Source organism: Microcoleus sp. S13_C5, from assembly GCF_036700845.1.
Classification (GTDB): Bacteria; Cyanobacteriota; Cyanobacteriia; order Cyanobacteriales; family Microcoleaceae; genus Microcoleus.
On record NZ_JAUBPR010000178.1, the window covers coordinates 1 to 9,935 of the forward strand.

Annotated in this window: 8 protein-coding genes, 1 tRNA gene and 1 pseudogene; 1 reads left to right on the forward strand and 9 read right to left on the reverse strand. The window is 44.1% G+C overall.

Translation table 11 applies throughout. The features are described from left to right. Window positions 1-6: 6 nt before the first annotated feature. The 6 genes from QUA04_RS27335 to ndhL all read right to left on the reverse strand — a co-directional run bounded on the left by QUA04_RS27335 (window position 7) and on the right by ndhL (window position 4,764). The gene (locus tag QUA04_RS27335; RefSeq protein ID WP_333263254.1) at window positions 7-702 is read right to left on the reverse strand and encodes a hypothetical protein; all 696 of its coding nucleotides are present in this window, start codon (window positions 700-702) and stop codon (window positions 7-9) included. A 246-nt stretch (window positions 703-948) separates the two neighbouring features. After that, window positions 949-1,158 carry a hypothetical protein gene (locus QUA04_RS27340; protein WP_333263257.1) on the reverse strand — a complete coding sequence of 70 codons (210 nt, stop codon included), beginning with the start codon at window positions 1,156-1,158 and terminating at the stop codon, window positions 949-951. 840 nt (window positions 1,159-1,998) lie between these two features. Beyond that, window positions 1,999-2,628, reverse strand: coding sequence for a DUF6658 family protein (locus QUA04_RS27345; protein WP_333263260.1), 630 nt, complete (start codon window positions 2,626-2,628; stop codon window positions 1,999-2,001). 511 nt (window positions 2,629-3,139) lie between these two features. Continuing rightward, the gene (gene trpA, locus QUA04_RS27350) at window positions 3,140-3,937 is read right to left on the reverse strand and encodes a tryptophan synthase subunit alpha (protein ID WP_333263261.1); all 798 of its coding nucleotides are present in this window, start codon (window positions 3,935-3,937) and stop codon (window positions 3,140-3,142) included. A 305-nt stretch (window positions 3,938-4,242) separates the two neighbouring features. Then, window positions 4,243-4,548: a DUF3007 family protein gene (locus tag QUA04_RS27355; RefSeq protein WP_333083757.1), complete on the reverse strand. Its 306-nt coding sequence runs from the start codon at window positions 4,546-4,548 to the stop codon at window positions 4,243-4,245. Continuing rightward, the gene (ndhL, locus tag QUA04_RS27360) at window positions 4,549-4,764 is read right to left on the reverse strand and encodes an NAD(P)H-quinone oxidoreductase subunit L (RefSeq protein ID WP_193972727.1); all 216 of its coding nucleotides are present in this window, start codon (window positions 4,762-4,764) and stop codon (window positions 4,549-4,551) included. Window positions 4,765-4,962: 198 nt separating this feature from the next. On the opposite strand from ndhL, the gene QUA04_RS27365 reads away from it, so the two are divergent. After that, a tRNA-Leu gene (locus QUA04_RS27365) sits at window positions 4,963-5,047 on the forward strand. Between the two features lie 378 nt (window positions 5,048-5,425). Here QUA04_RS27365 and QUA04_RS27370 read toward each other — a convergent pair. The 3 genes and pseudogenes from QUA04_RS27370 to QUA04_RS27380 all read right to left on the reverse strand — a co-directional run. Next, window positions 5,426-7,201, reverse strand: coding sequence for an ATP-binding protein (locus QUA04_RS27370; protein ID WP_333263265.1), 1,776 nt, complete (start codon window positions 7,199-7,201; stop codon window positions 5,426-5,428). A gap of 250 nt (window positions 7,202-7,451) precedes the next feature. Further along, complete coding sequence (locus tag QUA04_RS27375; RefSeq protein WP_333263268.1) at window positions 7,452-9,650, reverse strand: DNA methyltransferase; 2,199 nt, start codon at window positions 9,648-9,650, stop codon at window positions 7,452-7,454. Further along, a pseudogene (locus QUA04_RS27380) lies at window positions 9,633-9,848 on the reverse strand (type IIL restriction-modification enzyme MmeI); the annotation flags it as partial. The gene QUA04_RS27375 and the pseudogene QUA04_RS27380, both read right to left, overlap by 18 nt. Between the last annotated feature and the right edge of the window lie 87 nt (window positions 9,849-9,935).

Below are 9,935 nucleotides of genomic sequence, written 5' to 3' on the forward strand. Positions count from 1 at the left end.
AACCTTTTAAGTGGACATATAAGGGTAAAGTCTTGGCTGTCTAATAGTCTGTGTATTTACGCCGAGGTGTACTAGTTCTCTTTCACTAGAGAGCGCTTGACAAGCTTTTAGCAGTGTTGAAAAATTCCCGAAATCTGAGACGCTCGCCGAAACAGACGGATGAATGGATGGATGAATGGATGGATGAAGCGACTGATTTTGCCCCGCAGGTGTTGGAAAATTTTCTAATGGATTTGCTGGAAGTTTTGCGGGTTCTAAAATCGGTTTTAATAATTGAGGATAACGTTTTTCTAAGTCATCAATTTTTGCTCTATCTCCCCAGCGGACATAGCAATCATAGGCATCTATCATGTAGAGTCGGGCAATTTTTTCCCTTCCTAATGACAGGTAAAACTTAGCAGCGAGTTCGCCGGCAAGAGCTTCTTCATTAACATATTCGTTAGCTTTAGCTCCGGTAATAGCTCGATCATAAAGTTCCATTGCTTCTGCTGTCTGTCCCAGAACGCCCAGCAATTCTGCTTCAACCAGATCGAACTTGTGCTGGTAATTGATCGGCGTATGGTGCGCGAATTCTTTGAGTTTTTTCTGACTAGCCCCAACGCGCTTAAGGATTTGTTGGCGCTCCGCCGGTGCGGCCTCTGCATAGATTGCCAAATCTGCCAGCGCATCATAAAAGTCGTGCATCATCGTTACTAGCATCAAAACAAAATTCCCAAGATAAGGTTGGCCTCCATTTCCCCTGTCGATTGGCGGATTACGGCTCGAATATATCCCGAATCCGTGGCCTCTTTTTGTTAAAAATTTTAGGCCTCCATCTAACAGGTAACACTCAAGATTAATTGAAAGATTGGAAGGTTTAATGTATTTGTAAATAATCGGTCTGCGTTCGAGTTCGTCGAGAATGTCTGTTCGGTTGAGGACTATTTCTACCGATACAATTAACGGTCGCTAATGCAACTTTTTGGGATTTTGGCAGCACCGCGTCCCGGAAATCCTCAGCCACAACGAGGTAGGTTTGAGAATTTTAGCGGCGGGTGGTTGCTCTTTCTCGGGAACGAACCGATCGATAGCCGATCGAGAATCTGTGTACAATTGCGCGATCGGGCGATATCCCGGCCTTACCGCAGTCAAATCTACTACATCTAATGTTGCGTCCATATCGGCTGACCTCAACTCCGACATTAGCTTGACAAAACTTAGTGTATCTATCTTAGGGCATAAACCGCATAATTTTTGATCACCAGATCGAAAATTCCAATGATCTGTTAATGAACAACATTTTATACTTTGGCGATCAGGATTAAAGCTTTTTACTTACGTAGAAGTTGCTGCTATTAATCTCAAATGCGATTCAATGAACGCGGAATACCGTAGAAACACTGCCTTATCATATCTTGAAAAATACAAGGGGTAATTAATTGAATTTAATATAGCTCGATCGCCCAAATTTCCGCGAAGCCGGTCAAAAAGTTAGTACCTTAAAAAGTCCAAATACAATCTATAGAAATTATAAAGAATCCGTCGTGAAAGCAGTGGCACTCCAGTCCCCCCTAGAAAAGGACAGGGCCGTTGCATTGTGGTGAAACTCGCCCTCCACTCTACTTCCGACCTAATAGCCCTCCCACGGGTTAAAACCAAATCAAATAGTAATAGGCAGTAGTCTTCACATTACCGAAAGCATCGAGGATACAAGCCCCCGGATTCATCCGTCCCGAAATAAAAAACCTGTATCCGATGAAACTTGCCCCCCGAATTTATCCGTGGGGTAAATGCTTCAATTCTTTAATCTAAAATCTAAAATCTAAAATCTAAAATCGATTGACTTTACCTAGATTCCGACAGGGGTTAAAACCCCTGTCGGAATCTAGCTTCCCGAGAAGGAAACAGCGTTATTTGAGATTAGTCGATCGCGTCTGCCGCTGTTTCTGCCACTCGTTGAGTTATGTCAATATCTCGATTCACTTTCTAGCAAATATTCTCCGAGGTGTCTTCAGCGTTCTATCTTGCATCTCGCGCTGCATCATTGATATTTTCTTGGCCGCCACTGGTACCATATCTCAGAGACTCAGTACCCTCTGATACTCTTTCTTTTGCTCCCTGCGTGGCTTCTTTAACAATATCTTTTGCTCCCTGCAAGCCTTCGCGAGTGTTTTCTTTAAGATTAGAAAGGCCTTGTTTGGTTTTGTCGCCAAAGTTATCAGCTTTGCGCTGAGCCGTGCGAGCATCCTCCTTCACCTTGTCACCAACTTTGCCGAGTTTGTCAGGCGCGTCGTCTCCTACCCGCCGCACGTTTTCGCCTACATTGTTGCTAGATTTGGTATCGATGCGGTGCTGCGCTTCCTCTTTGAGTAGCTGAGCTTTTGCTTCTTGTGTTGTAAGCTTTTTGTTTCTGGGATCGACATCGGGGTAATCGTTCATGCCGCCTTTGAATTCGGAAGTTACAGCGCCTGAAGGCACTTCTTCTCTAATTTGGTCGGCCGTTTTTCCTATCCTCGAATCAGTTTTTCCTGCCATTATCTCAGGGCCCTTGCTGCAGGCCGTACTCACTAATACTAAAATGCCAGCCAGAAACACTGTTAAAATTTGTACAGCTCGAATTTTTTTCAGAAATGCAGTTAGTCTCTTCATAAAAATGCTCCTTTCTATTGTGAGATGCTCAAATGCCTTGTGGCTTTGTAGATGTTTAGCCTTACCAAATTAGACACTTAAACACTTTTTTAGTATAAGAATAGAAACAGGAGATTTTCATCTATCTCAAGTTAGATTCCTCAAGTTATAGTAGAAGGAAGAAGGAGGAAGGAAGAAAGAAGAAGGAAGAAGGCTCTTCGGCTTTGCGAGCGGATAGACATCAGCAATCAGGAAGAAGGAATGGATAATCCTCAATCTTCTACCAATTATTAAAAGTCGCAGCACCCCGCACCGGACAAGGCAATGTCGTTTCCCTAGATAGCTGTTTGGTTCTCTGTGCGCGCACTAGGTTGAGATATTTGGCCTTTTCAGTTCAAAAAAAACCTTCCGGTCAGGAACCAGAAGGCAGTGGATGTATGATCTCAAGTACAACAAGGTCTTTAATCGCAATTGTCGTGGCCTATCCCGATCGCACACATCTGTCTAATGGCTGAAAGTATCTGTACAGTTGCTAAGCATTTTGAATCGCTGTTTTTAAACTCTTGCAGAATTCGCCTATCGCCTCTAAACCCTGTTCTGGAGTGCCTTCGGCCAAGCGTTTGACAAAAGCACTGCCAACAATCGCAGCGTCTGCACCCCATTCTTTCACTTGGCGAGCGTGTTCGGGTTTCGATATACCAAACCCGACGCCGATGGGTTTGTCGGTGACGGTGCGGAGTTCTTGCAGCAACTCTTTTGCTCTCGTTTCTAAGCCTTCGCGCACTCCCGTAACCCCCGTCACGCTGACTAAGTAAATAAATCCTTGAGACTGACGAGCGATCGCTTCTATACGACTTTTGGGACTTGTGGGAGCAACTAATAATGTTAGTTCAATCCCTAATTTGTTGGCAGGTTGGATGAGACTGTCTGCTTCTTCTAAGGGCAAGTCTGGTACAACCAATCCCTGAACTCCAGCACTTTTGATTTGCTGCAAGAAGGTTTCTATACCTCGGTACAAAATCGGGTTGTAGTATGTGAAGAGAATGATGGGCGATCGCAAATTCGGACTAACTTTCGCTACCATTTCCAGCACCGTATCTAACCGCGTTCCCCGCTGTAGCGCCCTTGTAGCAGCGGCTTGAATCACCGGCCCGTCAGCTAGCGGGTCAGAATAGGGAACGCCAAGCTCGATCGCGTCTGCACCGTTATCATCCAAAATTTGCAGTGCTTTAGCCGTTGTCTCCAAGTCTGGGTCACCAGCAGTAATAAAAGGAATTAATGCACATTCGTGGTTCTTGCGTAACTTTTCAAAACAATTAGAAATAGTCATTAGTTATTAGTCATCAGTCATTGGTTATCAGTCATCATACATAGAATTTCCCCTCGATCGCTCGCAATCAAATTTGTTTGTAGTGAGGAATTCCTGCCTCATAAAACTCCCTCGGACTGAAGTCCTCACTACCAACCTATTGCGCTTATTTTAGGGAACGTGATATCAGTCATCAGTCATTAGTTAGCCGTCTATCTTACTATTCATGAGTTGTTATTCCCCAGTCATTAGTTCACAGTTTATTGCTAATAACTAATTACTAATAGCTCACTAATAACTAATAACTGAGAACTAATAACTATTGACTAATTATCTTTTTCCTGCTCTATTTCGGCTTGAAGTTTGGCTAATTCTTCAGGAGTGAGTTCATCGAGCTGCTTCTGCAAGACAGCTTCTTTGTAGTCTTGCAATTGCTGGCTGTAGGTCATATTTTGAGTCAGTGCTCGAAATAAATAAGTCACCAGCCAGCCAATCAAGCCGGCGACCAAAAATAACTGACTCCAAATCCCTGCATTCATGCTGTCAAGTCCGGCAAATTGCAGTAGCAAGTAGACAAACCCACCTGCTACAAAAAAGCCGACACTGATTCCAATTACGTCAATACGTCGCATTTAGGCTTCTATCTGCCGCCGTTTGGGCCGAAAATTCAAAAACGGAGCTAGGAGAAACATACCTGGGAAGAAGAAGAACATCAAGAAGTACATGAAGCCGCGCTCAAAAGAGGTAGCGACGTACCAGCGGCTGTTCAGGTAAGCGTAGGTGGCCGCGGGTACTACCAGGAGGTAGGCTCCGGCCAAGACGGCGTAAAGCAGTAAGGTAATATACATAGATTTGCTTTAGGGGAATAATAACACGGGTAAGTCGGTTGACACGCTCCGTTAGCTGGTTAACTATTGTACCGCTTGCGGAGATCCAGCGCGACTTTTGGGAATTTTTTGATTAGGGGTTGCGTAAATTGGGGTTTTGGCTGTAGAATAAAAGGCTGTTGCTGTTAGTGGCTCAAAACCACAGCAGCTTGACCCCAGGGGGGCGTGGCGGAATGGTAGACGCTACGGACTTAAAATCCGTTGACCCGAAACGGTCGTGTGGGTTCAAGTCCCTCCGCCCCCATCCATTTCAATCATTTGTGATATCAATTCTGGTTGCACCGGAATGATTGTTGACTGTTGAATGTTGATATCGTTTCCGGTTGCACGAGCGACATGATATAGAGGACATGGCAGTCCCGTGTCCTCGGTATCATTCCGGTGCAACCGAAAACAATATGATTCAACGGTTTCAGATTTATTGTCACCAATCGTTGTGTTTTTCGCTCAATTTTCGCGCTAATGGTTTTCTAGTATTTCTCAAACCGCCTCTATATCTGCCAACTTCGCCCCGGACTTTTTACGTCGGGCCTTCAATTGGTTGAGCAAGTCGGCTGGTTTTGGAAATGGGGCGACGGTGGGAACCGATTTTTTATCTTCATCCCGACCGCCCTGCGTGATATTACGCAGCAACTGGCAAAGTAATCACAAATTCCGTGCCCTGTCCTATTTGAGAATTTACCTCAATTTTGCCTTGATGCTTGGCAAGGATTTGATAGGAAATAGCCAATCCTAATCCAGTACCTTTGCCGATCGACTTTGTAGTAAAAAATGGGTCAAATATCTGTTGGGCACTGGCGGACGCAATTCCGGGCCCGTTATCCCGAATCTTGACGGTGACAGTATTGTCTGCCGTAATTTCCGTGCTAATCCAAATCGTTGGCGAATAATCTTTGTCTTCTTTTTTCACGTCCTCCAGCGCATCTATTGCATTGCTAATAATATTCATAAATACTTGATTCAGTTGCGCGGGATAGCACTCAAGCGCAGGCAATTTGCCGTATTGTTTAATAACTTGAATACCTTGTTTGAGTCGGTGATTGAGAATGACGAGGGTGCTATCTATTCCTTCGTGAATGTCGGCCGATCTCATTTTTCCGTCGTCCGATCGCGAAAAATTACGCATGGATACGACAATTTCGCGAATGCGATCGGCTCCCATTTTCATCGAAGAGAGGGTTTTTGGTAAATCTTCTCTGAGAAATTCGAGTTCAATGTCTTCGATGCGCTCTAGAATGGCATCTGGGGGGTTGGGATAATATTCTTGATAGAGAGTTACCAAACCTGCCAAATCTTCGATGTATTGGTTGGCATAGTCAATGTTGCCCCCGATGAAGTTGACGGGATTGTTGATTTCGTGGGCTATCCCTGCAACCATTTGACCGAGAGATGACATTTTTTCGGTCTGAATTAATTGGGCTTGAGTTTGTTTGAGTTCTTGTGTATATTCGCTAACTCGCTGAATCAATTGATTGAAAGAGATCGCTAAAACTCCGATTTCGTCGTCTGTTGTGACTGGTACTTGCAGGTTAAAATTCGATTCGCGAGCAACTTGCTGAGCGACATTAGTAACGGTTTCGAGGGGTTGGGCGATCGCCCGGCTGGTTTTGTCCGCCAGCGCGACGGCGATGAGTGCTGAAATTAGCATACTCCCGAGAATAATTCGGTTTCGCAAACTTCCAGCTTCTTCTAATGCTTGGATTCCTTGCTGTTTGTGAATTTCTACTGTAGAAATTAGGTCAGTTAAATTTTGAGCAAGGTTATCTAGTACGATCGCCTCTTGACCGCTGCTAGTCCTCAACATTTGTAGCTGTGCGGATTCGAGGCTGTTGGGCTGCAAATTCCCAACTTCCGCTTCTTTTAACTGCAATTTAATTAGCTGACCGTAGTAATCAATGACGAGGGCAGATTTCTTCAAGAGAGCCTGCAATGTGGCCTCTTCTGTTGCTAGTCTATCGGGATTTTCTCCTGCGAAAGATTCAATTTCTGAAATCAGGATTTTCGCCTGATTTATTTGCCCGAAAAACCGCTCTTGTTCGTATTGCAGCCACACCGTGTTTCCCAAAACGACTGGCAATCTCGCCGCGTGCGATCGGGCTTCAAATACGGTATTTTGCAAATTTTGCAGCATTTGCTGCTGCTGTTGGGCAACATTCACCTGAACTAAAGCTTGCTTGCGAAAGTAGTCTCCCAATCTCAGTCCCGCACCAGTTCCCAAAATCGCTATACCGATAGCTAAAGCATAGCCATAGCTAATTTTTTGACCGATCCGCAAATGGTTGCATTCTGCCTTTAGCCCAGTTATATTAATAGTTGAATTTTGTAACAAATGTTTTTGAGCATAGTGCTTTTGCTCTACTTTGCTATTTTTGGACTGACTGTGGTTAAATAATAACATGGGAAGTTCCTCCCAAACAAATCAGGAGTAATTGAGCGAAGAAAAGCAGAATGCACTTATGCTGAAGGTCGAAAGCAGTTTTGAGTGTTTAATTTTGAATTTTGAAATCTTTAGCTCAAAACTCACCCCTCAATACTCAACGCTTCCCCTAGTATCTCTCTTTTTAGACTACAGTGTGTGTGATCTCTATCAACAATCTATGTGATTATACGCAAATTTACAAAATTTATGGTAACAGCGATTAGTATTTTTAGTCGGTTGGGGCACAAGGCCCAACTACCGGTTCTCCCCGTTTTTCTTTTTCTGCCAGTTCTAGGTTTAATTCCAGCACTTTTGCTAAAATATCGTCGCGGTCAGTAAATGCGTAAGCTTGCATTACTTCGCGATCGAGCTTAGCATGAAGTTTATAAAGTTGACTTGTTGGTTCTTCAAAAAATTTGTTGTAAAGTTGAGTAATTCCCCACTGCTTTGCGGACATTTGTTGAGTGCGGTATTGATGCAATTCGACCGCCGTTGCCCGAATTTCCTCTACTGATTGACGAGTCGGTGTCTGGGGAAATGGGAAAGTTTCAAAGCAGGTATTGTGGGTGTATGCGATATCTCCTTTGAGAGTTGATTTTTGAGCGTGCATCCAAATTCGGTGAATTTTAGATGAGAGAATGCCGAGAATATAAAAGTCTTCTGAGGCAACAACTACTGATTTGTCCCCTGGCAGCCAACTAACGGGGGCGGGAATGAATACAGCCCATTTTGAGACTCTCGGTACAGTGAAGTAGTGAGATAAAAGGGCGAGCGCCTTTCTCATTGCTGGTCGTTTTTCGCCATATTTCCACCAATTAACTTTAGTTACTTCTCTGCGGTTTTTATCACGTTCTAGCTTGACATGAGCTCTCACATACTCAAAAGGCAGCACATATTCACTCGCTTCTTCAATGTTCATATCATTGAAGTCAATAATCCAGCGTTCCGGCATACCGTTAGGATTCTTTGCGAGATTTGCACCCATTGAAAAAAGTTTAAGAACCTCTTGATTTTTCGCATCAGCTTTAATCCAATCATTAACCTGTTGTTGAGTAACGATAAATCCCATGCCCACCGGAATTATACCTTGAAAGCATTTGTTTGAGTTCGCTGACAACTGGGCAGCTTGAGAAACATCAATCGTAGCTTGCAGCGAAGAGTTAATACTTGAAACCACGAGATTATCTAAATAATAAACTTTCGGCTTTTCCTTGCTCCAGTTAATCAAACTAACATGAACCTTAGCTTCCCCAGACCAAGGCTGAGTAGAAACGGCTGCATAAATGTGACCGCCATTTTGCGCGACATAATCTAAAGCAGCAGCACGACTTTTACCTTGACTAATTGAATTAGTAGCAACTAAACCAGCCCTGCCATTAAGTTCTAAATTATTGTGAGCAATGCGAAACCAATAAGCACAAAAATCCACCGAATCTTTCACATCAGGAAAACGTTTAAACACGCGGTCAATATATTCATCTCCCAGGGCAATCCTCATGTGCTTTCCGCCTAAAAACGGAGGATTGCCGATAATCGCGTCAGCCTTCACCCAATCAGTAAATAAAGCATCAGCACAGACAATATTTTTATCCAAAGTATCTAAAGGCAGAGAAGGTTCTTTCAATCCCAAATTATCGATCGCCACCTTGCGGCCAATCATCAGCGTCACCCGCGCCAACTCCACCGCAAACGAGTTAATATCCATGCCGTAAAATTGCTGCGGCGTGACTAAATTCATATAACCTCTTGTACCGTCGAACTCGTTTAGCTTATCTAAAAGTAACTTTTCAACTTGCTTAAGTTCCTGATAAGCTACATACAGAAAATTACCCGAACCGCAAGCCGGATCTAGGACGCGATAGCGACCTAATTCTTGGTGCAGATTTTGCAGTTTGGCTACGCTATTTGCCGCGTTAATTCGCTCTTCCCAGTAATAGCTAATTGTGGGCAGAACAATGCGGCGAATGTCTCCCTCTGTAGTAAAGTGAATCCCGTAAGCGCGGCGCTGTTTTTTATCTGTTTTCAAAGCGGATTCAAAGATATTGCCAAAAATAGAAGGGCGTACCTGACTCCAGTTTTGTTCGGCACAAACTTCTAATATTTTCAACTCTCCCTGTTGCAGTTCAATGGGGTGTATTTCCGAAAATAATCCGCCGTTGAAATACTCGACTCCTTCATAACGTCCTGCGGGCGTGACTCCCTGCTGATTCATTGCTTGAAATAAGCCGCCCAAGACATCATAAGAACTTGCTCCTTCCAGACAATCTTTGACGCAGCGAGTAAAGAGTGCCGGCGGCAAAAGTCCCCTATCTTCGGCAAAGATTGCTAAGACGCATTGCAACACAAATCGCTGTGCTTGAAACTGATTAAATTTAGCAAATTTGCGCTCTTTGCCGCGCTCAATTAGCATTTCCAGTAGCATCCCCATTCTGCTAGCAGCTTTTTCGGTAATCTCGACTTGGTTGTTTTTGAATATGGGGCGGCGGCTAGTAGATTCCATGAAGGCAAAAGCGGGCGATCGCGCGGGCAATTGCTTTAGGGATATAATGTCTACAGGCTGATCCGGCTGAAGGTCGAAATCGTAAATGTGAAACTCGTCAAAATTGCACATCATCACGTAGCGCGGGCGAGCGTCTTTTTTGGTAGAAGTTCACGGGGGTAGCAAAAACCAAAAAAATCTGATAAGGTGAGGCACATGGAGAAGACAGTGCCG